Source organism: Agrobacterium sp. 22-3639C2, from assembly GCF_053522105.1.
Window position 1 is genome coordinate 438,736 of sequence record NZ_JBNWDB010000002.1, and the last position, 23,015, is coordinate 461,750.

The 23,015-nt window shown below is 58.6% G+C and carries 21 protein-coding genes; 11 read left to right on the forward strand and 10 right to left on the reverse strand.

The genetic code is table 11. The features are described from left to right. Nucleotides 1-74: 74 nt before the first annotated feature. From ACQZ6D_RS09755 to ACQZ6D_RS09780, 6 genes are all read right to left on the reverse strand, one after another. Nucleotides 75-1,262 carry a Gfo/Idh/MocA family protein gene (locus ACQZ6D_RS09755; protein WP_013761506.1) on the reverse strand — a complete coding sequence of 396 codons (1,188 nt, stop codon included), beginning with the start codon at nucleotides 1,260-1,262 and terminating at the stop codon, nucleotides 75-77. 71 nt (nucleotides 1,263-1,333) lie between these two features. Then, on the reverse strand, nucleotides 1,334-2,386 hold the full coding sequence (locus ACQZ6D_RS09760; protein ID WP_003510723.1) for a sugar phosphate isomerase/epimerase family protein: 1,053 nt from the start codon (nucleotides 2,384-2,386) through the stop codon (nucleotides 1,334-1,336). Between the two features lie 146 nt (nucleotides 2,387-2,532). Beyond that, nucleotides 2,533-3,606, reverse strand: a complete 1,074-nt coding sequence (locus tag ACQZ6D_RS09765) for an ABC transporter ATP-binding protein (RefSeq protein WP_003510725.1) — start codon at nucleotides 3,604-3,606, stop codon at nucleotides 2,533-2,535. 17 nt (nucleotides 3,607-3,623) lie between these two features. After that, nucleotides 3,624-4,472: a carbohydrate ABC transporter permease gene (locus tag ACQZ6D_RS09770; RefSeq protein WP_003510727.1), complete on the reverse strand. Its 849-nt coding sequence runs from the start codon at nucleotides 4,470-4,472 to the stop codon at nucleotides 3,624-3,626. Then, entirely contained in the window at nucleotides 4,465-5,403 is a 939-nt protein-coding gene (locus ACQZ6D_RS09775; RefSeq protein ID WP_003510729.1) for a carbohydrate ABC transporter permease, read from the reverse strand. Before ACQZ6D_RS09775 ends, ACQZ6D_RS09770 begins: the two co-directional genes overlap by 8 nt. A 69-nt stretch (nucleotides 5,404-5,472) precedes the next feature. Continuing rightward, nucleotides 5,473-6,774: an ABC transporter substrate-binding protein gene (locus ACQZ6D_RS09780; RefSeq protein ID WP_065687730.1), complete on the reverse strand. Its 1,302-nt coding sequence runs from the start codon at nucleotides 6,772-6,774 to the stop codon at nucleotides 5,473-5,475. 196 nt (nucleotides 6,775-6,970) lie between these two features. Here ACQZ6D_RS09780 and ACQZ6D_RS09785 point away from each other — a divergent pair, with 196 nt between their 5' ends. From ACQZ6D_RS09785 to ACQZ6D_RS09795, 3 genes are read left to right on the forward strand one after another with little or no spacing between them, the layout of a single operon-like run. Continuing rightward, nucleotides 6,971-8,170 (forward strand): ROK family protein, encoded by a 1,200-nt coding sequence (locus ACQZ6D_RS09785; protein ID WP_448729890.1) that lies wholly within the window; start codon nucleotides 6,971-6,973, stop codon nucleotides 8,168-8,170. A 53-nt stretch (nucleotides 8,171-8,223) separates the two neighbouring features. Further along, the gene (locus ACQZ6D_RS09790) at nucleotides 8,224-9,324 is read left to right on the forward strand and encodes a Gfo/Idh/MocA family protein (protein ID WP_065687731.1); all 1,101 of its coding nucleotides are present in this window, start codon (nucleotides 8,224-8,226) and stop codon (nucleotides 9,322-9,324) included. A 17-nt stretch (nucleotides 9,325-9,341) separates the two neighbouring features. Then, nucleotides 9,342-9,983 carry a ThuA domain-containing protein gene (locus tag ACQZ6D_RS09795; protein ID WP_003510737.1) on the forward strand — a complete coding sequence of 214 codons (642 nt, stop codon included), beginning with the start codon at nucleotides 9,342-9,344 and terminating at the stop codon, nucleotides 9,981-9,983. 47 nt (nucleotides 9,984-10,030) lie between these two features. On the opposite strand, the gene ACQZ6D_RS09800 is transcribed toward ACQZ6D_RS09795, so the two are convergent. Beyond that, entirely contained in the window at nucleotides 10,031-11,389 is a 1,359-nt protein-coding gene (locus ACQZ6D_RS09800) for an amidase (RefSeq protein WP_003510741.1), read from the reverse strand. 346 nt (nucleotides 11,390-11,735) lie between these two features. Here ACQZ6D_RS09800 and ACQZ6D_RS09805 point away from each other — a divergent pair, with 346 nt between their 5' ends. From ACQZ6D_RS09805 to ACQZ6D_RS09815, 3 genes are all read left to right on the forward strand, one after another. Continuing rightward, the gene (locus tag ACQZ6D_RS09805) at nucleotides 11,736-14,054 is read left to right on the forward strand and encodes an EAL domain-containing protein (protein WP_003510743.1); all 2,319 of its coding nucleotides are present in this window, start codon (nucleotides 11,736-11,738) and stop codon (nucleotides 14,052-14,054) included. 30 nt (nucleotides 14,055-14,084) lie between these two features. After that, nucleotides 14,085-14,978, forward strand: coding sequence for an amino acid ABC transporter substrate-binding protein (locus tag ACQZ6D_RS09810; protein WP_060642281.1), 894 nt, complete (start codon nucleotides 14,085-14,087; stop codon nucleotides 14,976-14,978). A gap of 67 nt (nucleotides 14,979-15,045) precedes the next feature. Further along, nucleotides 15,046-15,948 carry an amino acid ABC transporter substrate-binding protein gene (locus ACQZ6D_RS09815; RefSeq protein WP_003510747.1) on the forward strand — a complete coding sequence of 301 codons (903 nt, stop codon included), beginning with the start codon at nucleotides 15,046-15,048 and terminating at the stop codon, nucleotides 15,946-15,948. A 45-nt stretch (nucleotides 15,949-15,993) separates the two neighbouring features. Here ACQZ6D_RS09815 and minE read toward each other — a convergent pair whose 3' ends face one another. Genes minE through minC form a run of 3 tightly spaced genes read right to left on the reverse strand, consistent with a single transcriptional unit; the run spans nucleotide 15,994 to nucleotide 17,832 of the window. After that, entirely contained in the window at nucleotides 15,994-16,254 is a 261-nt protein-coding gene (gene minE, locus ACQZ6D_RS09820) for a cell division topological specificity factor MinE (RefSeq protein ID WP_003510750.1), read from the reverse strand. Then, nucleotides 16,251-17,066, reverse strand: coding sequence for a septum site-determining protein MinD (gene minD / locus ACQZ6D_RS09825; RefSeq protein ID WP_003510752.1), 816 nt, complete (start codon nucleotides 17,064-17,066; stop codon nucleotides 16,251-16,253). Before minD ends, minE begins: the two co-directional genes overlap by 4 nt. 37 nt (nucleotides 17,067-17,103) lie before the next feature. Further along, complete coding sequence (gene minC, locus ACQZ6D_RS09830; protein ID WP_003510754.1) at nucleotides 17,104-17,832, reverse strand: septum site-determining protein MinC; 729 nt, start codon at nucleotides 17,830-17,832, stop codon at nucleotides 17,104-17,106. Between the two features lie 410 nt (nucleotides 17,833-18,242). Between minC and ACQZ6D_RS09835 the strand changes: the two genes are divergently transcribed. The 5 genes from ACQZ6D_RS09835 (at nucleotide 18,243) to ACQZ6D_RS09855 (ending at nucleotide 22,958) form a co-directional block, all read left to right on the forward strand. Next, nucleotides 18,243-18,929: an HAD family hydrolase gene (locus tag ACQZ6D_RS09835; protein WP_448729891.1), complete on the forward strand. Its 687-nt coding sequence runs from the start codon at nucleotides 18,243-18,245 to the stop codon at nucleotides 18,927-18,929. A 231-nt stretch (nucleotides 18,930-19,160) separates the two neighbouring features. Beyond that, the gene (locus ACQZ6D_RS09840; protein ID WP_112201038.1) at nucleotides 19,161-19,874 is read left to right on the forward strand and encodes a FadR/GntR family transcriptional regulator; all 714 of its coding nucleotides are present in this window, start codon (nucleotides 19,161-19,163) and stop codon (nucleotides 19,872-19,874) included. Nucleotides 19,875-19,938: 64 nt separating this feature from the next. Continuing rightward, nucleotides 19,939-20,913: a sialic acid TRAP transporter substrate-binding protein SiaP gene (locus ACQZ6D_RS09845; protein WP_013761518.1), complete on the forward strand. Its 975-nt coding sequence runs from the start codon at nucleotides 19,939-19,941 to the stop codon at nucleotides 20,911-20,913. 61 nt (nucleotides 20,914-20,974) lie between these two features. After that, nucleotides 20,975-21,547: a TRAP transporter small permease gene (locus ACQZ6D_RS09850; protein ID WP_013761519.1), complete on the forward strand. Its 573-nt coding sequence runs from the start codon at nucleotides 20,975-20,977 to the stop codon at nucleotides 21,545-21,547. Nucleotides 21,548-21,551: 4 nt separating this feature from the next. Then, nucleotides 21,552-22,958, forward strand: a complete 1,407-nt coding sequence (locus ACQZ6D_RS09855) for a TRAP transporter large permease (protein WP_115062632.1) — start codon at nucleotides 21,552-21,554, stop codon at nucleotides 22,956-22,958. Nucleotides 22,959-23,015: the final 57 nt, after the last annotated feature.

The window sequence follows — 23,015 nt, forward strand, 5'->3', positions numbered from 1 at the left end:
GCCGAGAGCTTGCCCCCTCATCCGGCCCTTCTCCCCCCAAGGGAGAAGAAATGCGCCGCGACGCCATGTCGATCTTACAGCTTCACCCAGCCGCCATTCTTTTTACCGGATTCGATGCAGGCGGTGACAAAAGCAACGCCTTTGACACCGTCATCGACGGTCGGATAGGTGACCGCCTTGTCGAGCTCCGAACCGGTGCGGCGGGCTTCGATGGCGTGTGCCGCTTCGGTATAGATGGTCGCGAAGGCTTCGAGATATCCTTCCGGATGGCCCGAGGGAATGCGCGTGACACGCGCGGCCGCGGCACCGGCGCCAGCACCGCCGCGGGTGATGAGCTGTTTCGGCTCGCCAAGCTTCGTGAACCAGAGATAGTTCGGATCAGCCTGCGTCCACTCGATGCCTGCCTTGTCGCCGTAAACGCGGACCTTCAGCCCGTTTTCATGCCCGACAGCCACCTGGCTGCACCAAAGCAGGCCCTTGGCTGGTTGCTTGCCGTCCTTTGGCTTGAAGCGCAGCATCACATGCGCATTGTCGTCCAGACGGCGACCTTCCACGAAGGTATGTACATCCGCTGCCAGTTCATCGGCTTCCAGACCGGAAATGAAGCAGCCGAGATTATAGGCATGGGTGCCGATATCCCCTGTGGAGCCGCCGACACCGGATTGCGCCGGATCGGTGCGCCAGACGGCCTGTTTCGCACCGGTCTGCTCCAACGGCTCAGCCAGCCAATCCTGCGGATATTCCATCTGCACCAGACGGATGTTCCCGAGCGCACCGGTTTCCACCAGTTCACGCGCATGCCGCACCATAGGATAACCGGTGTAGTTATGGGTGAGGATGAATAGTGCGTCCGCCTTGTCCGCCACGTCCTTCAGCTTTTTGGCATCTTCCAGATTGGAGGTCAGCGGCTTGTCGCAGATGACATGGATGCCGCGTTCCAGAAACGCCTTCGCCGCAGGATAATGTACGTGGTTGGGCGTGACGATCGCTACCGCCTCGATACCATCCTCGCGAAGCGCTTCCTTCTCTGCCATTTCTTCGAATGACCCATAGCAACGCTCTGGAGCAAGCCCGAGTTCGCGGCCGGAGGCGAGGGATTTTTCCGGTGTCGAGGACAAGGCCCCGGCCACGAGATCGAAGCGGTTGTCGAGCCGCGCGGCCATGCGGTGAACGCCGCCGATAAATGCACCCGAACCGCCACCCACCATGCCCAGGCGAATCCGCGTGTTCGCCTTGTCGGTTGTCTTTCCTTCAATAGCCATAATGTCTCCTCGGCATTTTCTAAGCGCATTCCCACACGGAAAACGGCTTCACACTTTTCCTGGAAATGCTTTTAAAGCCCAAGCATGCGCCGGTTGGCCGCATCATCGGTGCCGGCAGATGCGAAATCATCAAAGGCTTTTTCCGTGACGCGGATGATATGGTGCTTGACGAACTCGGCCCCTTCCCGGGCACCGTCTTCAGGATGTTTCAGCGCGCATTCCCATTCAACCACTGCCCATCCGTCGAAATCATTGGCAGCCATTTTCGAGAATACCGCACCGAAATCCACCTGCCCGTCACCCAGCGAGCGGAAGCGGCCCGCACGGTTGACCCAACCCTGATAACCGCCATACACGCCCTGGCGGCCGGTCGGATTGAACTCAGCGTCCTTGACGTGGAACATCTTGATACGGTCTTTGTAGATGTCGATATTGTCAAGATAATCAAGGCATTGCAGCACATAATGCGACGGGTCGTAGAGCATGTTGGCGCGCTTGTGGTTCTTCACACGCTCCAGGAACATCTCGAAAGTCACGCCATCATGCAGATCTTCGCCGGGATGGATTTCGTAGCAGACATCCACGCCCTGCTCATCGGCATAATCAAGGATCGGCGTCCAGCGTCTTGCCAGCTCGTCAAAGGCGGTTTCCACCAGACCGGCCGGGCGCTGCGGCCACGGATAGATGAAGGGCCAGGCAAGAGCGCCCGAAAAGGTCGCATGTGCGTTGATGCCGAGATTTCTCGAAGCCTTCAGGGCAAGCTTCACCTGTTCCACCGCCCATTGCTGGCGAGCCTTCGGATTGCCGCGCACTTCAGGTGCTGCAAAACCATCGAAGGCTTCGTCATAGGCGGGGTGAACGGCAACCAGCTGGCCCTGCAAATGGGTGGAAAGCTCGGTTACCTCGACGCCGTTCTGGCGGGCGACACCCGCAAATTCATCGCAATAATCCTTGGATTCGGCGGCCTTTTTCAGATCGATCAACTGCCCGGCCCAGGTGGGAACCTGCACGCCGGCATAACCCTTTTCTGCCGCCCATTTGGTAATGCCGTCCCATGTATTGAAAGGCGCAGCATCACCGGCAAACTGACCGAGAAAAAGACCCGGTCCCTTGATCGTTTTCATAAAAATCTCCTCCTGTATCGATACAGTTTAGCGGTAAAACCGCTTTGGCTCCCAATTTGCCAAGCTAACCGCTCATAATTTTCAGACAAGCCCCAAATGCCGGGGAGCGAGAGAATTTCGTTATTCCACTAAAAAACGAAACACGTCTAAAGCGCCAGACCGCTTGCCCTGTCGAATACATGTACACGCTCGTGATGCACGGTGGCGGCAAAGGGGGTGTTGACCTTGACCAGTTGCTCGCCATCCACCACCGCCGTAACCTGATCGCCCGCCAGTTCGAAGACCACATGCGTCTGCGCGCCTGTCGGCTCGACCAACACCGTCCTGCCGGACAGCGAAATATCGCCGCCGACGGTCGAACCGATATGTTCCGGTCTCAACCCAATCGTCACCGACTGGCCGCGCTTGACATTTCTTGAGGCGGCAATGCGGATCGCCGTCCCGTCCTTCAGCCGGGCGGCAGGTTGATCGCCCTCGCCGTCGACCACGCCTTCGATGAGGTTCATGGCCGGCGAGCCGATGAAGGCGGCAACGAAGAGATTGGCAGGTGTCTTGTAAAGTTCGAGCGGCGTGCCCTGCTGCTCTATACGGCCGTGATTGAGCACCACCACCCGGTCGGCCAGCGTCATTGCCTCGATCTGATCATGGGTGACGTAGATGGAGGTCGTACCTACTTTCTGATGCAGAGCCTTGATTTCGCTACGCATCTGCACGCGCAGCTTGGCATCCAGATTGGACAGCGGCTCATCGAACAGGAAGACGGCCGGGTTGCGCACCACGGCGCGGCCCATGGCGACGCGCTGGCGCTGGCCACCAGAAAGCTGCGAGGGCTTGCGGTCCAGAAGCTTGCCGAGATCGAGCATGCGTGCGGCTTCCGCCACGCGCTCATCGATGACGTTTTTCGGCTGCCCGGCAAGCTTCAGGTTGAAGCCCATGTTTTCGGCGACCGTCATATGCGGATAAAGCGCATAGGACTGGAATACCATGGCGATATTGCGCTCGCGCGGCGTCATGGAATTGACGACGGTGCCGCCAATGAGGATATCCCCATCGGTGATTTCCTCCAGCCCGGCGATCATGCGCAGCAGGGTAGATTTGCCGCAGCCCGAAGGCCCGACCAGCGCAATGAATTCGCCATCGGTTATATCGAGCGAGATGCCGTGAATGACATCGAGCGAGGCATAGGACTTGCGGATATCCCTAAGTTCGACGGAAGCCATGTTTTGCTCCTTTCAAGTCACGATTTGACGGCACCGGCCGTCAGGCCCGCGATGATGTGTTTCTGTGCGAGGAAGAAGACGATGACGGTCGGCAGGATCGTCAGCGTGATGAAGGCGAGCACGAGCTGCCATTCCGTGCCGAATTCGCCGCGATAGACCATGATGCCGAGTGGCCAGGGATATTTCGATTCCGAGTTCAGCATGATCAGCGGCAGAATGTAGCTGTTCCAGCTGCCGACGAAGGAAACGATCCCCACCGTCGCCACGATGGGTCGTGAGAGCGGCATCGAAATGTGCCAGAAGAAGCGCAGATAGCCGCAACCATCCACAAAAGCGGCCTGAAACAACTCTTCCGGCAGATTGCGGAAGTAATTGCGAAACAGAAGGATGCTCATGCCGAGCCCGAAAGCCACCTGCGGCAGAACCACGCCCCAATAGGTATCGAGCAGACCGAGATCGCGGATGCGGATGAACAGCGGCAGGATGGCGGTCGCCGCCGGGAACATCAGTCCCAGCAGGAAGTAATTCAGCAGGAAAGACGAGCCGAAGAACTTCACATGCGCAAAGGTGAAGGCGGCCATGGCAGAGACGGTCAGCGTCAAAAAGACCGTCAACAGCGCAATCACCAGCGAATTGAATATCTGCAGCCAGTAGCGTTTGCCAAAGAGGATATCGCCGTAATTGGCCCATTGCCACTCGGCTGGCAAGCCGAACGGGTTGACGCGCAGATCCCCCAGCGTCTTGAAGCCGCCAAGCGCCGTCGTCAGAAGCGGGATGAGCACGATGGCCGCGATCAGGCTCAGCGATATATAAAGATAGAGCTTTGTTTGCAGCGGCATGCGGACGGAAGTGGATGGTTCAGTCATGGCGCATGAAAATCCTTTTGTAACCGAAGGCGAGCGTCACGCAGATAACGAAGAGAACGACACCCACCGCGCTGCCAAGCCCCACCTGCATGCGCATGACGCCGTAGGTGTAGAGAAAGGTGACCATGGTTTGCGTGGAGTTGGACGGACCGCCGCCGGTGAGCGGCATGATCATGTCGAACAGCTGTAGCGAGCCGATCACCGCAAAAAAGACGGACAGGCGCACCGTTGAGCCGAGCATCGGCAAGGTGACGTATCGGAACTTCTGCCAGCCGGAGGCGCCGTCGATTTCGGCAGCTTCCAGCACGTTTTTGTCGACGGATTGAAGGCCGGCGATGAACAACATCATGTGGAAACCGAAATACTTCCAGACGATGACGCCAAGCACGGCGTAGATCGCCACATCCTTGTCGGCCAGCACGTAAGGATTGGCGAAGCCGAAGAAATTGGAGATGGCAGCGAAAAGGCCGTAATCGCCATCATAAACGAAGCGCCAGATCAGGCCGGCCGCGACATCCGCAAGGACATAGGGCAGGAAGAAAACCAGCCGAAAGGCAACGACGCCCGGAAGGCGGTGCGCCAGCATCATGGCAAGCCAGATCGCCAGCGGGATCTGGATCAGCACGGAAATCAGGATGATGAGGCCGTTATTGAGCAGAGCCTGCGAAAAGGCGGCATTGCCGAACAGGACCTGGAAATTCTTCAAGCCCACGAAATCGGTCGGCGTGCCGTAACCGTTCCAGCGGTAAAGGCTGTACCATGCTGCCTCGCCCATGGGCAGGATGACAAACAGGGTAAAGAGCAGCAATGCGGGCGGAAGGAAGACCAGCAGGGTCAGCGCACGGTCATGCGCGACCGAGCTTTGCTTGCGCTTCGTCTTCGACGCGCCGCGCGCCGGTATGGACGCAGAAGTCATGGAAATATCCGTCATCTCTATCCGCTTTCATTCAGGCAGATACTGCGGCGCCGCGTCCCGCGCGGCGCCGTCATGGAACCGAAATCAGCGAAGCTCGAAAGCATCCTGAATTTGCTTGGCGCCTTCTTCGGCGCTCATCTGGCCGGAAACGATTTCGACGGAGACATCGTTGACCACGCGGCCAACGGCAGCGCCCAGTGTCTGGTCGAAGAAGTTCTGGTGCCAGGTAGAGCTTGCAAGCTGCTTGGCCGAATCCGCCAGCAGCGGGTTCTTGACCGCTCCATCCGCACCCGTCGCAACCGGCAGGATCATGCCCGCAGCCGCCATCTTTTCTTCACTTTCCTTGCTGGTCAGGAAGGCCGCGAAATCGATCGCTTCCTTGGAAGCGTTTTTCGTAACTGCCCAACCATTCAGACCGCCCAGCGTGTCAGTGACTTTGCCAGCACCACCTTCGACGGCGGGAAAGGCGAAGCGACCGATATTGTCTGCCGCAAGGCCTTTGCCGTCACCGGCATTCTTGCGCTGGTTGGCTTCAGTATTGTCAAAGCCGAGGATCATCGCGGCCTTGCCATCACCGAAGACGCCGAGCGCCTGGGGCCAGGTAGAGCCGAGATAGCCGGGCTGGAAGGGTTCGAGCTTGCCGAACTCGGCCAGTTGCTCGCCCGCCTTGATGATGGAGGGAACCATGAAGCCTTCACCCTCGCCCTTGCGGGCGGCGTCGAACACGGTCTGTCCGCCATTGCGCATGACGAGATAGCTCCAGTAGAAATGGATCGGCCATTTTTCACCGCCACCACCGGCAATCGGAACGATGCCCGCTGCCTTGATTTTCTTGACGGTGGCGCCGAGATCGTCCCAGGTCTTGATGTCTTCCGCCTTTACGCCCGCCTTGGCAAACAGCTCCTTGTTATAAAAGAAACTGACGAGGCTGACGCGGTAAGGCACGGCCCAGACCTTGCCGTCAAACGACAGACCATCGATTGCGGCCGCGCTATAGGCTTGGCGCAGCTTGCCACCATCGGCGTCGAAAACTTCCGTCAGGTCCTTCAGCGCACCGGTTTTGGACTGTTCTTCAAGAACACCGCCACCCCAGCTATAAAAGAAATCGGGAACGTCGTTGGACTGCAGCAGGGTAGGCAATTTTGCCTTGAACGCCTCGTTTTCCAGAAACTGCAGTTGCACGTCCACGTCAGGATGTTTGGCCTCATAGTCCTTGGCAATCTCCTCCCAGACGGCCACGGATTTCGGGTCCAGCTCCACATGCATCCATTTAACGACCGTTGCGGCCGAGGCGCTTGCGGCGCCGAGCATGAGAGCAATGCTTGTCGTTGTGGCAAAGCCTATCAGCCTGCCGCTCAGGCTTGCGCCTGCGTGCCTAATCGTCATGATCGTGATCCTCCCTCGGGGATTTCCTCATTTATTCCCCAATGCGGATTAATTCACCTTAGCATTCGCTTATTGTCAAGGCGCCATGCTGATTTTTTGAGCGAACGGCTTGACACACCCCTCCCTCACACCGTTATTTAATCCGCAATCCGACATAAATTGGTTTTCGAACCGGCATTGATCGCAGCAGGACCCCATGAAGACCGCAGACCCAGAACTGATGCGCGCGATCAACCGGCTAAGCGTGCTGGACAGCATCCGCCGCCACGGACCGATCTCCCGGGTGGAAATCAGCGAAAGAACGCAGCTTTCCACCACCACCGTATCCGCGATCACCGCATCGCTGCTCGATGACGGGCTTATCCTTACCCGCCATATCGGCGATATCCGCACGGAGGGCGCCCGCGGCAGGCCGCGGGTGATGCTGGAGCTGAACCCGGATGCGGCCCGCGTGGTGGGCGCCAAGATTGCGGCAAGCCGCATGGTCTTCGTCGTCACCGATTTTTGCGGCAACGTGCTGTCCACCCTCGCCCTGCCGATCCGTGTAGACCGCCAACCGATCGGCGTCATTGCCGATCTGGTGGAAGACGGGGTGCGGCGTTGCGTGGTCGATGCCGGACTGTCGCTGGAAGATGTGGACATGGTCTGCCTTGGCCTGCCAGGCGTCATCGAACATCGCACCGGCAGGATCCGCAGCAGCCCTATCCTGCGGGAAGTAAACGTCGATTTTGCCGAGGAAATGACCTCACGGCTGAATTCCCCCACCATCATCGAAAGCGACGCCCACGCCATCACGCTTGCCCATCACTGGTTCGGACATGCGCGCGATCTGGAGGACATGGTGCTGATCTCGCTCGAGCAGACACTTGGGCTTGGCGTGATGCATCAAAACCAGCTGTTTCGTGGTGCAGGCGGCCTCAGCCACAATCTCGGCGACCTCGTGACCGGCCTTGCCAGTGAAGGAACCGTGCGGCTGGCGAGCCAGGCGGGCGAGAACGCCATTCTCGGTTCCCGCCCGGTGGACGGGCGTTTTGCAGAAGCTATCAGGCTTGGTCGCGGCATGCAGCATGCCCATGCGCTGATTGCGGCGGAAGACAACGATCTTATAGCGGCAGCCTTGCGCGCCGGTGCAGCTCTTGGCCTGACGCTTGCCAATATCGTCACGCTGTTTGCGCCGCCACGGGTCATCATCACCGGCTCCAGTCTCGAGCTCGGCGAGCCCTTCATTACCAGCATCCGCGACAGTTACAACGCCGCCGTGCCGCCATCGCTGGCAGGCGTCGCAGAGCTGGTTTTCGACGTTGCAAGCGACGAACTGTGGGCGCAGGGGGCGGCAGCCGTCGCACTTTACGAGCTTTACGAATCGCCATGGAACACGACAGGGCCGGCGCTCTAGCCGGCAAGGTTGAGAGTGGGCTTAGGCATTTCTGATTTACGGGAGGAAATCACATGAACAAGGTCGGTATCGGCATCATCGGCTGCGGCAACATCTCCAGCGCCTATCTCAAGGCGATGGCGTCGTTTCCCATTCTCGACATTCGCGGACTGGCGGATATGAACGAGGACGCAGCAAAAGCGCGGGCAGACGAGTTCGGCTTTCAGGCAAGAAGTATCGACGAACTTCTGTCTGACCCCTCCGTGGAAATCATCGTCAACCTGACGATTCCCAAGGCGCATGTGGAGGTGGGCCTGCGCGCACTTGAGGCGGGAAAACATGCCTATTCGGAAAAGCCGCTCGGCATCAATTTCGCGGAGGGTAAACGGCTTGCGGACGCGGCAAAGGCAAAGGGCCTGCGCATCGGTTCGGCACCGGACACTTTCCTCGGCGGCGGGCACCAGACCGCGCGCCGCCTGATAGACGAAGGCGTGCTCGGCCAGCCGGTTGGCGGAACGGCTACCTTCATGTGCCCCGGCCATGAGCGCTGGCATCCCAACCCCGCCTTTTATTACGAAGTCGGCGGCGGGCCGATGCTGGATATGGGACCCTATTACATCACCGATCTCGTCAACCTGTTCGGCCCGGTCGCCAAGGTGGCAGGTTTCGCCATCGCGCCGCGCAACGAACGCCTCATCACCAGCGAACCTAAGAATGGCGAGAAAATCCCAGTCCATGTCGCCACCCATGTTTCCGGCGTGCTGGCATTCAAGAACGGCGCGGTGGTGCAGGTGGGCATGAGCTTCGATGTGGCGGGCCACAAACATGTACCGCTGGAAATCTACGGAACGGAAGGCACATTGATCGTGCCCGACCCCAATCATTTCGGCGGTGAGGTGCAATTGCTGAAAAAGGGCGGCCAGTTCGAGCCGCAGGCACTGTCTTCGCCCTATGCTGACGGCAACTACCGCTCGATCGGCGTGGCCGACATGGCCCATGCGATCCGCGAAAACCGCCCGCACCGCGCCAATGGCGATCTTGCCTTGCACGTGCTGGAGGTCATGGAGGCCTTCCAGACGGCATCGGACAGCGGCACCACCGTTTCCATCACCACCGAGGTGGAGCGCCCTGCTCCTCTCGAAACTTCGCTGGTCGACGGCCAGCTCGGCAAATAATCCCGAGGAGGAAATAAATGCGCGAAGCACTCATCGTCTGGGGCGGCTGGAGCGGCCACGAGCCGCAGGAATGCGCCACCATCGTTAAGGACATTCTCGAAGAGGATGGTTTCAAGGTCTATGTCGAGCACAGCACGGAGGCTTTTGCCGATCCGTCCGTGCATGACCTGAGCCTTGTCGTGCCGATCGTGACAATGTCGAAGATCGAGAAGGAAGAGATCAAGAACCTCACCGCCGCCGTCGAAAACGGCGTCGGCATTGCCGGCTTTCATGGCGGTGCAGGCGACAGTTTCCGCGACTGCGTCGAATACCAGTTCATGATCGGCGGCCAATGGGTCGCCCATCCCGGTAATATCATCGACTATCACGTCAACATCACCCGCCCCGACGACCCGTTGATGGAGGGGATTTCCGATTTCCCCTACACATCGGAGCAATACTACATGCATGTCGATCCCTCCAACGAGGTGCTGGCGACGACAAAATTCACCGGCGACCACGCTTGGTGGATCGACGGTGTAGTGATGCCGGTGGTCTGGAAACGCAAATACGGCAAGGGCCGCGTCTTCTATTCGGCGCTCGGCCATCAGGCCAAGGAGTTTTCCGTGCCGCAGATGAAAACCATGTTCCGCCGCGGCGCCAACTGGGCGGCACGTTAAAGCGTGCATTGAGAGGCGGCCAAACAAGGCCGCCTTTTTCTTTATCATCAGCCCCGAATAATCTCTTCCGCAGCCATCGCCACACCCAGAACGTGGTCATCCGTGCCGTGCAGGCCTGATAGCAGCAGGCCAACGGGCATGCCCGCCTCACCCGTGCCGCAGGGAATGGAAACGCCGCAGAGATCGAAGAAGTTGCCGATCTGGGTGTTGCGCAGGGTCTTGGCATTCATTGCAAAGAAGGTCTCATCATTCTCCACAAGCGGTGCGACCTTGGCCGCGACATGAGGCAATGTCGGCGATATCAGCAGCTCATTCTTGCCAATCATGCCCGAAAAAGCCGCCGTCATGCGTTCGCGCGCCTCGATAATGGCGATGTAATCCGGCAGGGAGATATTTGCGCCCAGTCTTGCTCGCGCAACCACGCGCGGGTCCATGCGAGCCGCATCAGCACCTTCCAGCCGCGCCTTGTGCAGGGCGAAGGCTTCCGCCGTTACCAGCGCACCCTTTTCCTTGATAAGATCGAATAATTGCGAAAAGACCGGGAATGCCTGCCGCCGTACAGAAGCGCCGGCCCGGGAAAGCCGTTCCACTGCCTGCTCGAAAGCGACCGCGACGCCCTCCTCGATGCCATCGAAAAACACTGTTTCCGGCACGACGAGTGACAAGCCGGACAGAGGCGTGCGCGCCGCATCAACAGCCGCCTTGCCACGCATGGCGGCATCTACCCACACGGCGTCCTGCACAGTGCGAGTGAGCGGGCCGAGCGAATCGAGACTTTTAGCCAGCGGATAGACGCCGCGCATCGAGTAACGGCCGCGGCTCGCCTTGTACCCCACCACACCGTTGAAGGCGGCGGGAATGCGCACCGATCCGCCGGTATCCGTACCGATTGCCACCGGCACCAGACCGGCCGCAACCGCGACACCCGCGCCGGAAGAAGAGCCGCCTGGCAGCCGGTGGCCATCCGTGGAAGCGGGATTGCGCGGCGTTCCGTAATGCGGGTTGATGCCAAGGCCGGAAAACGCGAACTCGCTCATATTGGTACGGCCGATGCAGACCATCCCGGCCTCCTTCAGCGCGCTCACCACATCCGCGTCACGGGACGCAGGCGCATCATTCGAAAGCACCGTCGATCCAGCCGTGGTCACAGTGCCTTCGAGATCGAAAAGGTCCTTCCAGGCGACCGGAATACCGTCGAGCACGCCGCAGGATCGACCCTCGCGAATGCGTTTCAAGGCGCCTTCCGCCTCCGCCATGGCCCGCTCCGCCGTCAAGCCGACAAAGATCGCCCGGTCTTCCGATTTCCCGATTGCATCAAGGGTCTCTTCCGCCAAGGCGCGCGGATCAAGATGGCCGCTCTGGATGAGAATGGAAAGCTGCGCGATGTTTTTGCTCTTGTGAGCCATGATATGTTCCCTGAAACCGGCATGTTACGCACAACATGCCGTTTATCGGCAGCTTGGCAAGGTCAATCGCGGTACCCTTGCAACCATAAAGCCCGGTTGATGAGCGCGAAAAGAGGCCCCAATGCATCGTCGTATTTGGCGCCGATGTCCCATCACAAGCCATCGAATATTTCAACCTGAGGTACATATTTTCGGCGCCTTATATAAGCGGCGACTATAAAAAGACGGATTAATTCTTAATCGCATCTAAACTTTGTTGAATTATTTAGCAGACACCATTGAAATACATGCCCTATAAAAATTCCATAAAACAATCATAACGCGACATCGCGGGGGAATATCGCGAATGGAAGAGACTGCCTATCGGGGGATAGATAGACAGACTGAAACCGGTGACACGCTTCGCTCAACGACGCAGCCGGTGCCGGGCCGCTTTTCGCGGCGGCGTTCGCTCGCCAGCAAGATAACCCTGATATTTCTCGGCGGCGTGATCTTTTCCTACAGCATCGGGGCGCTCGTCGGCTGGTACATGTTCGTTGCCGCCGCCAGCGAGCAATGGCTCAACCAGGCCCGCGTCAATTCACAGATTGCCAGCGCCACCCTGCGCAGCATCTATACCTATGTCAGCGTCACCGCCGACACGGACGGACAGGTGAACGGCATCTTGACCGACAAGCCGATTGGCGACGACGCTTCCATCCTCGTTACCGGCTTCAACCCCAGCGACGTTCTCGCCCTCATCGGTGCGCAGACCAAGAATGCCGTCTGGCTTTTCCGCTACGATGAGGCCGATTCCGGATTCCGTCAAATCGCGGCGGCCTTCGACAACGCCACCGACGACGCCGAAAAACCGATTGCCACCGATCCCATCTTCTCCAGAGATGCGGTCGCCGCGCGTTTTGCCACCGGCTTTGCGACGATTGGCGATTCAAGCCATTATATCGGCCTGTTGCCGATCATCAGCACGGAAACGAAAAAGCCGATTGGCGCGGTCGCCGTCAGCATCGGCGGTTCGGACGCGCTTTATGGCGCGCAGCGCAAGCTCATCTACAATTCGCTCGTCGCCCTGATCGTTGTTCTGACCGTCACCGGCGTTCTCGTGACGCTGATTGCCAGGCATTTTCTGAAACCCGTTCCGGCGCTGGTGCAGGCGACACTCAGGATCGCCCGTGAGGAAACCGATGTCGTCACGCCGTTTCAGGATCGACGGGACGAGATCGGCGACATGGCCACCGCCATCGAAACCCTGCGGGAGGCCGTTCTGGAACGTGGACGGCTCAGGCAGATCCGCGACATGGCGCAGCAACTGGAACATATGGCCCATCACGATGCGCTGACGGGGCTTCCCAACCGCGTGCTCTTGATGAAGACGCTGGAGAACCGTCTCGAACATCTTTCCACGTCAGGCCAGCCGTTCAACGTCATGCTGCTCGATCTCGACCGCTTCAAGGCCGTCAACGATACGTTGGGACACGCGGCAGGCGACGCCCTGCTGGTGGCCGTGGCCTCGCGGATTTCCTCCGTGCTCGGTGAAAACGACATGGTGAGCAGGCTCGGCGGCGACGAATTTGCGATCATACAAGCGGTGAGCGATAATTGTCGCGAGGATGCGGGCGCGCTGGCAAAGCGCGTGGTCCATGCGGTCTCGCGCAGCTTCAGCCTCGAAGGTAGCCATATAAGCGTCGATACCAGCATCGGCATCGCCTGCGCGCCCGATCACGGCAACTCCGCCACCCAGCTTCTGCAACATGCGGACCTTGGTCTCTACCGGGCGAAATCCATGGGATGCGGCTTTTTTGTCTTTTACGAGCCTGGCATGGACATGGCGGCGCAGCACAAGCACGCGCTCGAAATAGACATGAAATCCGCGCTCGAAAACCACGAATTCGAGCTGTATTACCAGCCCGTGGTCAATCTGGAGAGCGGCCGCATTGTCGCCTACGAGGCCCTTGCCAGATGGCGGCACAGCAAGCTTGGCATCATCACGCCGGATCGCTTCATAACGCTTGCCGAAGAAAACAATTTCATCAAACCTCTGGGCGAATGGGTTTTGGCGCAGGCCTGCATGGACGCCATGACCTGGCCCAGGGATATCCGACTTGCCGTCAATCTTTCCGCCGTGCAGCTTTGCAATGACGATATTGTCCCGATCGTTGACGGCGCGCTGAAAGCCTCCGGCTTCCCGGCCGAGCGGCTCGAGCTTGAAGTGACGGAAACGGCAATGCTGGAGCGCGACAACAGCGCCAGGGCTTTAAAGCTGCTGAAGGAAATGGGCGTCCGCCTCGTGCTTGATGATTTCGGCACCGGTTATGCCGGGTTGAGCACGCTGACGCATGTTGCCTTCGACAAGATCAAGATCGACCGCGAATTCGTTTCCGGCCTGCCGGAAAATCCAATGTGCTCGGCCATCGTCAACACCATCATCGACATGGCAGAACAGATCGGCCTGAAAGTCACCGCCGAGGGCGTGGAAGACAAGAAACAGGTCGAGGCCCTCAAGCTTTCCGGATGCGACGAGGCACAGGGCTATTATTTTGCCGAGCCGGCGCCGCTTGCCCGGATACTCAAGAACCGTGCCGTCATCGCCCAAACCGGAAACGACGAATATAGCGACGTCGGGCGACCGATGCAGGAAACCTATTACCCGCCACAAAAAGCGATTTGAGAACGCGGCTGACAGCCAAAAGGACATAAAATGCGCATTTCAGTATTTTGCCTTTTCCTCACATGCTTTATCCCCACAACTCCGGTGCAGGCCGCCGGCGAAGGCGATACGCTTCGGCAGATTGCCAAGACCGCGAAAATCCGCATCGGTTATCGTGAGGCCGAACCGCCGTTTTCCTATCAGCTGCCGGATGGAGAAGTGACCGGCTTCTCGACTGATCTTTGCCGCGCGATCAGCGAGGACATCCGCACGCAACTGAAGCTGGACAAACTCGACATTGAATATGTAAAGGCCACGCCCGCAACCCGGTTCATTCTCGTCCGTAGCGGCAAGATCGATATTGAATGCGCGGCGACGACCAACAACAGCGAACGCCGGAAAATGGTAGATTTCTCCTATCCGAATTTCATGACCGCGACGCAATTTCTCTCCCGTAAACAGGACAATCTGAAGAGCCTTGCCGATCTGGCCGGACGCTCCGTCACATCCGCCTCCGGCACGGTCAACATCGAGCAGCTGAATGCGGTGAACCGCGAAAAGAACCTAAATATCTCGGTGATGCCCACAAAAACCAATGAGGAAGCCTTCGAACTCGTCGTTGCCGGCAAGGCCTCTGCTTTCGTCATGGATGGCATATTGCTGGCGGCGCTGGCGGCAACATCGGAGAATCCCGACCTCTACGCGCTCTCGGACGAAACGCTGAGCGCACCCGAACCGTACGGCCTGGTGTTTCGGCGCAACGACCCGGCCTTCAAGGCGGCGGTCAACGAAAGCCTGCGGCAGATCTTCACCGGTCCCACCATTCACGGCCTTTACGAAAAATGGTTCACCAAACCCATTCCGCCCAATGGCATGAACCTGAACCTGCCGATGACCGCCTCGTTAAAACAAGCCTATGACCATCCGAGCGAATACCGGGACTGAGGGAGTAAAAACCCCACCTCTATTTTATGAAAATGTTTTGACAGATAATTTTGGCTGGAGATGCGCGATGCAGAGATCGACATTGTGGCTCATGCTTGGGGTTTTTAGTCTTTTACCCACCATTGCAGCCGCCGACGAGACCCAACCGCCTACACTCGAAACCATTGCCAGAACCGGCACCATCCGGCTCGGCTTTGCCGACAGAAATCTTCCCTTTTCCTATATGGGAATTGGTCCGGAGCCGATCGGTTACAGCATCGAACTGTGCCTGAAGGTGGCGGATTCCATCAAGAAGAAGTTGGGCCTGCCGGAATTGAAAATCGATTTCGTCAAGCGCACCCCCAGCAACCGCATCACGCTTCTCAATGACGGCACAATCGACATGGAATGCGTGGCGAGCACGAATACGGAGGAAAGACGCAAGGCAGTGTGGTTTTCCTACAGCCACTTCATCACCGGCACGCGTTATGTCGCGCTGAAATCAAGCAACATGACAAGCGTCAGCGATCTTGCCGGACGAACCGTGGTGGTGACGACGGGAACGATCAATATCAGTCAGCTGAATGTGCTTAACCGCAAACTGGGACTGAACATCGCCGTCCTGCAAAATGACAGTACGGAAGGCAGTTTCGACATGGTGACGGAAGATCGAGCCTCGGCCTTCGTCATGGACGATATTCTTCTGAGGTCCTTCGTCGCTGAAACGGGCAAGCCAGAAGACTATTCCATCTCGAACGAATATCTCGCCCCACCACAACCCTATGGCCTGATGCTCCGACGGGGCGACACCGCCTTCAAGAACGCCGTCAACGAAGCCCTTGGGAAAATTTATGCAAGCGGCGAAATCAACGCGATCTACGACAAGTGGTTCAACGCGCCGATCCCGCCGAACGGCATAAACCTCAAGCGCCCGCTTCCCGACGATCTGGCCGAGGCATTTAGAATGCCGGTCGATACGACGGCCGAGTAAAGAAAAACGCCGCCCTGCAAGGGGCGGCGGTATTCGGAGAAAACATCACGCGGCGCGCAGGTCGGCGCTCAACGGTATCTCGACATCGATCTCCAGTATGGAGACGTGCTCGTCACGATCCATCTTCACATGCACCCGATCGTTATCGATCTGCACATGCTTGGCGATGACGGCGAGAATTTCTTCCCGGAGGACGGCGACGAGATCGGTTCCCGACGACGCCCTTTCGTGGGCAAGCAGCACCTGCAGTCGCTCGCGCGCAAGCGGTGCCGACTTTTGTTTACGGAATAGGCCGAAAATGCTCATGCAGCCCTCCTAGCAAAGATCTTGGAGAAGATACCCCGCTTTTCGCCCGGAATGACCACCGGAATGTCCTCGCCTGACAGGCGGCGGGCAGCGTCGAAGTAAGCCATGGCAGGTGCACAACGGGCATCCGCGAGCGTAACCGGTGCACCGACGTTGGAAGCACGCAGCACATCCGTGCTTTCGGGAATGATACCGAGCAGCGGAATGGAGAGGATTTCCAGAACGTCGTCGACCTTCAGCATGTCGCCGCGCTCGGCACGGGCCGAATCGTAGCGCGTCAGAAGCAGGTGCTTTTCCATGCGCTCGCCGCGTTCGGCCTTCAGCGTCTTGGAATCGAGCAGGCCGATGATGCGGTCACTGTCACGCACCGAGGAGACTTCCGGATTGGTGACCACGACGGCCACATCCGCATGGCGCATGGCCAACGTCGCTCCGCGTTCGATACCGGCCGGGCTGTCGCAGATGACCCAGTCGAAATGTTTCTTCAACTCGGCGATTACCCATTCCACGCCTTCCGGCGTCAGATTGTCCTTGTCGCGTGTCTGCGAGGCGGGCAGCAGGAACAGCGTCTCGAGGCGCTTGTCGCGGATCAGCGCCTGCGTCAGCTTGGCATCGCCCTGGATGACGTTGACGAGATCGTAGACCACCCGGCGTTCAGCACCCATGACGAGATCGAGGTTACGCAGTCCGACGTCAAAATCGACAACCACGACCTTCTGCTTGTTCTGCGCCAATGCGGCGCCAAGCGCTGCGGTCGAGGTGGTCTTGCCAACCCCGCCCTTGCCGGAAGTAACAACGACTACCTTCCCCATACGGCTCTCCTGTTCCTGTGTTGTTTTCTCTATGTCGTCAGCCAAGTTTTTCGGCCTTTATCGTATCGTTTTCCAGCCACAGCTGAACGGGCTGGCCGCGCAGCTTGTCGTCAATGTCCTCGGCAACCTTGTAGACGCCGTCGATTGCCAGTAGCTCCGCTTCCAGCTTGCGGCAGAAGATGCGCGCCGAAACATTGCCAAGCGAACCGGCCATGGCGCGACCGCGCAACGCCCCGTAAATATGCACCGACCCGCCCGCGATGATTTCCGCACCCGAGGCGACCGAACCGATGACGGTCACATCGCCTTCGGGGAACATGATCGACTGGCCGGAGCGCACCGGCTCGTTGATGACCAGCGACTGGACCACGGCCCGAACCTCGCCCGAAGCGCGCGGCTTTTCTTCGGGCAATTCGGCGGCAATGGCGACGGGCTCGACCTCGACATCTGAAGCGGGCTTTCCGCCCTTCAGCGACGGCGGCATGCCCGGCTCGATCATCGAGGGGCGAACACCTTCGATCCCCATGATGCCGACATTACGTTCCGTCAGCGCTGCCAGCAGAGCCTTCAGCCCTGCCTTGTCCAGCGACAGCTCAGACGCATCCAGAACCACCGGACGCGACAGGAAGAACCCGGCTGAACGTGCAGCAAGATCATCCAGCCGTTCCAGCCATTGATCGAGCGGAGCTTCAGGGGACAGAACGACCGCGAGGAAGGAGCGGCCTTTGATACGGATCGAACGCTGGTCTGTTAGCACTTTGGTCATCTTGGTAAACAAATCGTTGACAATTAGGTACCTCGAATATGGTTAACAAATGGTTAACAACGCCCCTTAAACGACGGTTTCGTTAAGAGAATTCCGCTGCGAAAAATCTCATGCACAACATTCATAAGCTCCGTTTAGCTTTTGATTTTGCGAACTTTGACTTCTTTCGAAAACTCACAATAGCAGTTGATCCTTGCTGCAACCTGACGCCCGCATGACCGTATGCGGACGCCGCCTCCCCTGCCTGACCATGCCCCGAGTCGCAGTCCGTGCAAACTGCCCGATTCCGGCACGATGTCTGCCACTGGCGGATGGGTCGCCATTTGCTTGATGAGCGGAAAAACGATTCCGTTATGCCTGCCGATGCTATAGACACGAGGCCAACCCGACACATCCAACGGAAGAATGCGATGCACAGCAAAGTCCCGGCGACCGCCCAGATCTCCTCGCGCGAATATGGCGCCTTCCTGTTCGACATGGATGGAACGCTGCTGAATTCCATTGCGGTGGTGGAGCGGGTCTGGCGCGAATGGGCCGTAGACAACGGCATAGAGCCGGAGGCTTTCCTGCAGCGCATCCATGGCATGCGCGCATCCGAGGTTGTGCGTCGCGAGGCAGTTCCCGGCCTCGATATCCAGGAACAGGCGGATATGCTTTTGCAAAAGGAAATGGACGATGTTGACGGCATCCTCCAGATTCCGCAGGCAGCCGCATTTCTTGGGAAACTGCCGGCCGGAAAATGGGCCATCGTCACCTCCGCCGCCCGCGCCCTTGCCGAACTCCGGTTGGCTGCGGCAGGCCTCACACCGCCTCCAGTGATGATCTGTGCCGAGGACGTTGTGAACGGCAAGCCTGACCCGGAGGGTTACAGAAAGGCTGCTGCGAAGCTCGGCGTCGCACCTGAAGACTGCATCGTCTTCGAAGATGCGCCCGCCGGCATTCTGGCGGGGGAAAGCATGGGCGCCACGGTCGTGGTCATTAACGCCACTCATTCGCATCCCATCGAAACGCCGCACCTTTCGATCGGTGGGTACGGTGAGCTGGACGTCACTATCGGCGACGGCGGCGGCTTGAAGCTCACAAGCAACAAGGGCTGAAAAGCCAACCCAAACATGCGGTGTCATCCTCCGGTCTGTCCCGAGGATCAATCACGTTTCGTAAAATCCAATCCATTGCGCCGAGCCTGCCGCACCGGTCTCCAGTCTTTCGCCGTGTAGTTTTCCTCTAGCGGCCAATTGACAGCACCGCATAAATCCTACCTAATAAAATTGGTAAGACCATCTTACCGCTTGCGCGAAGGGGGGAGACTTTCGCGCTGGGAGGACATCATGTTTGTGGCTCTGGAGCCGCGCCGCCTCTACAGGCTGGTCGCGGAACAAATTCGCTTGCTTATCGAGAGCGGGGAACTGACGGACGGTCAGCGCCTGCCGGCGGAGCGCGATCTGGCGGAACGTTTTGGCGTGTCCCGCCCGACGGTGCGGGAAGCACTGATCGTTCTGGAAGTGGAAGGCCATATCCATATCCGCATGGGTTCGGGCGTGTATGTGAGCACGTCCCGCACGGCTAACAAGGCAAAGTCGCCCGTACCGGACGCGCACGGCCCATTCGAAATCCTGCAGGCGCGCTGCATCATTGAAAGCGCTATTGCCGAGGAGGCCGCGCGGCTTGCCACGTCTGAATGCATCGCCAGGCTGGACGACATCATCGAACGCATGACCGGGGCGCTCGACAATTCGCCGCAGGCCCTCAACCTGGACCGCGCCTTCCACACCGCCATTGCCGACATCATCGGCAACTCGGCGCTGAACCGCTTTACCGGCCTGATCTATGACGAGCGCAGCCTTTCGCCCTATTTCGAAAAGCTCGCCAGCTATTTCGAGGGTCCTCACACATGGATTCTTGCCGTTCAGGAACACCGGGTGATCCGCGACGCGATCGCGGCGAACGATCCGGAAGGCGCACGCGAGGCGATGCGCCAGCATCTGACGCTGTCGCAAAAGAGATTTTCCGAGAGTTTCGGGGAGGAAACGATCGGAGAATAGTGACCGCGCCGCAACCGGCGACGGGAAAAACAGAAATCTGGCTTTAATTCGGGAGGAGTTAAGAATGAAAATCAGATTGTCGACTTTGATGGGTGCAACCGCTGCCATTTTGCTTTCGGCTTTGGCGGCACAGGCGCAAACAACGCTGAAATGGGCGCATGTCTACGAGACCTCCGAACCGTTCCACACGGATTCGGTCTGGGCTGCGGAAGAAATCGCCAAGCGCACCGACGGCCGCTACAAGGTGGATGTATTCCCCGCCTCGCAGCTCGGCAAGGAAGCGGATATCAACCAGGGCCTGAAGATCGGCACGGTGGATATCATCATCTCCGGCTCCAGTTTTGCCGCACGTGACTTCAAGCCGATCGGCGTCACCTATTTTCCATATATCTTCCGCGACCCGAGCCATCTGATCGCCTATACCAAGAGTGATATCTTCAAGCGTCTTGCCAAGGGTTACGAGGACAAGACCGGCAACCACATCGCCGCCGTCAGCTATTACGGCACGCGCCACACCACGTCGAACAAGCCGATTGCCAACTGCGCCGACATGGCGGGGCTGAAGATGCGTGTTCCCGACGTTCCGGCCTATCTCGCCATGCCACGCGCCTGCGGCGCCAACACGACGCCGATCGCATTCGCAGAAGTCTATCTGGCGCTTCAGAACGGCACGGTCGATGCACAGGAAAACCCGCTGACCACCATTGAGGCAAAGAAGTTCTTCGAAGTGCAGAAGAACATCGTGCTGACCGGCCACATCGTCGACCACCTCAACACGGTGATCTCGAAGAACCTGTGGTCCAAGCTTTCCGATGAAGACAAGAAAATCTTCACGGACGTCATGCAGGAAGCCGCCGTGCGGACCACGAAGACAATCGAAGGACGCGAAAAAAGCCTCGTGGAAGAGTTCAAAAAGCGCGGCCTGAACGTCGCAGAGGTGGACAAGGCGGACTTTGAGAAGAACGTCATGGAGAAGGTGAAGTTCGAAGACTTCGGTTACGACAAGGCCGACTGGGAAGCCATTCGCGCCGTCAAGTGAGCCAAGATCCGGTGCGGCCTCCGTTGCCGCACCGCCCTTTCTCTCCAGACGGGATATCTCAATGTCGCAGGAAATTCATACTCAGGTCACGCCTGAAGAACTCGCCCACACGTTTGACGAGGCGCCGCCCGAAGTCGACCTGAAGGTCTACGCCTTCGAGGACTGGGTTACGCTTGGCCTTTTCTGGCTGATGACAGGTTGCGTGTTCCTTCAATTCTTCACCCGCTACGTGCTTAACGACAGCTATGCCTGGACGGAAGAAATCGCCGTCAACTGCCTGATTGGCGTGGTGTTTCTAGGTTCGGTCATGTGCGTGCGCATGTCACGCCACATCCAGGTGGATGTGCTTTATCACTACGTTCCGCCGCAGGTTGCCCGCGTCATGTCGATCCTTGTCGACGTGCTGCGCATCGTGTTCTTCGCCTACACCTCGTGGCTGATGTGGCGGTATCTGGAAATCGTCGCGGACGAGGAAATGGTCACCGTCGCCCTACCGCGCAACATCGTTTTCTATACGGTTCTGGCCGCTTTCGTCCTGATGTTCTTCCGTTCGGTGCAGGTCTTCATCGCCAATATGCAGCGTGGCTATTCCGTTCTGGAACGGCCGGAAGAATTCCAGAGCGCGGGGGATTGAACATATGCTTATTCTTATCGGCTCGTTTCTTCTGTTGATGCTGATCGGCCTGCCAGTCGCCATTTCAATGGCCACGGCATCGCTTCTCTACATCGTCTCGTATAATGTCGCGCCAGATATCATCGCGGCGCAGCGTCTGATTGCGGGCGTGGAAAGCTTCCCGCTTCTCGCCGTTCCCTTCTTCATCCTTGCCGGCAATCTCATGAACACGGCGGGGGTGACGGGACGCATCTATTCCTTTGCCGTGGCGTTGGTCGGCTGGATGAAAGGTGGTCTGGCACAGGTCAACATCATCGGCTCGGTAATCTTTTCCGGCATGTCCGGCACGGCCCTCGCCGACGCCGCCGGCATCGGCACCATCGAAATCAAGGCCATGAAGGATCATGGTTATCCGGTCGAAGCGGCCGTCGGCGTCACCGCCGCCTCCGCAACGCTCGGGCCGATCTTTCCGCCATCGTTGCCCTTCGTCATCTACGGCATGATGGCAAACGTCTCGATCGGCGCACTGTTCATGGCCGGCATCGTTCCAGGCGTCGTCATGACGCTTTTGATGATGATCACCGTTGCCGTTTTCGCCTACGTCAAGGGTTGGGGTTCCGATACGCCGTTCAACCTCAGAACCATCTTCGGCGCTTCGCTTGAAGTGCTCATCGTCATGATGGTGCCGCTCGGCATCTATCTCCTGACGCTGTTTGGCCTGTCGCTTAACCTGTCGATCCTGATCGTGCTGGTGGTCTTGCTCGCCTGCGACTGGTATTTCGACTTCTCTGCCGTGATGGCCCTGATGACGCCGGTGATCCTGATCGGCGGCATGACGATGGGCTGGTTCACGCCAACGGAGGCGGCTGTCGCGGCCGTGTTGTGGTCTCTGTTCCTCGGGCTTGTCCGTTACCGAACGATGACGTTCAAGTCGCTGGCAAAATCGACCTTCGACACGATAGAGACCACGGCATCGGTTCTCTTCATCGTTGCGGCGGCATCAATCTTCGCATGGCTTCTGACGGTCAGCCAGGCAGCACAGTTGCTATCGGCGGCGATCCTGACGATCACCGACAGCAAGTGGATTTTCCTCCTGCTGGTCAACCTGCTGATGCTGTTCGTCGGCTGCTTCCTAGACACGATTGCGGCAATCACCATCCTCGTACCGATCCTGCTGCCGCTGGTGCTGCAGTTCAATATCGATCCGGTGCATTTCGGCCTCATCATCACCCTCAACCTGATGATAGGGCTGCTGCATCCGCCGCTCGGCATGGTGTTGTTCGTGCTCTCACGCGTGGCGAAACTCTCCGTCGAGCGCACGACCGTCGCCATTCTGCCATGGCTGGTGCCGCTGTTCGTGGCGCTGCTGCTGATCACCTTCATCCCGGCAATCACCTTGTGGCTGCCGACCGAGATGGGCCTAATCCGCTAATCGACGCACTGCCCGCGCGGCTCGCCGCGCGGGTTTCATTCATCCAATCCACATAAG